Source organism: Roseovarius halophilus (ex Wu et al. 2025), assembly GCF_047086965.1.
In genome coordinates this window covers 1-258 of the sequence record NZ_JBKOTX010000658.1, presented here as the reverse complement: position 1 = coordinate 258, position 258 = coordinate 1, and the positions used below count along the sequence as shown (strand labels likewise).

Annotated in this window: 1 pseudogene; it reads left to right on the top strand. The window is 59.3% G+C overall.

From position 1 onward, the window contains the following. Positions 1–15: 15 nt before the first annotated feature. Positions 16–258: pseudogene (locus tag ACH107_RS33930) on the top strand (methylisocitrate lyase); the annotation flags it as partial.

The window sequence follows — 258 nt, the reverse complement described above, 5'->3', positions numbered from 1 at the left end:
GCCGTGAAGGTACCGGTGCTTGCCAACATCACTGAATTTGGCCAGACGCCGCTGTTTACGCGCGACGAACTGGCCTCGGTGGGCGTATCGATGATCCTGTATCAGCTGTCGGCATTCCGCGCGATGAACAAGGCGGCGGAGAACGTCTACGCTGCCATTCGCCGCGACGGCACGCAGAAGAACGTGGTCGACACCATGCAGACGCGCATGGAACTGTACGACAGCATTGGTTACCACGAGTACGAAGCCAAGCTGGAC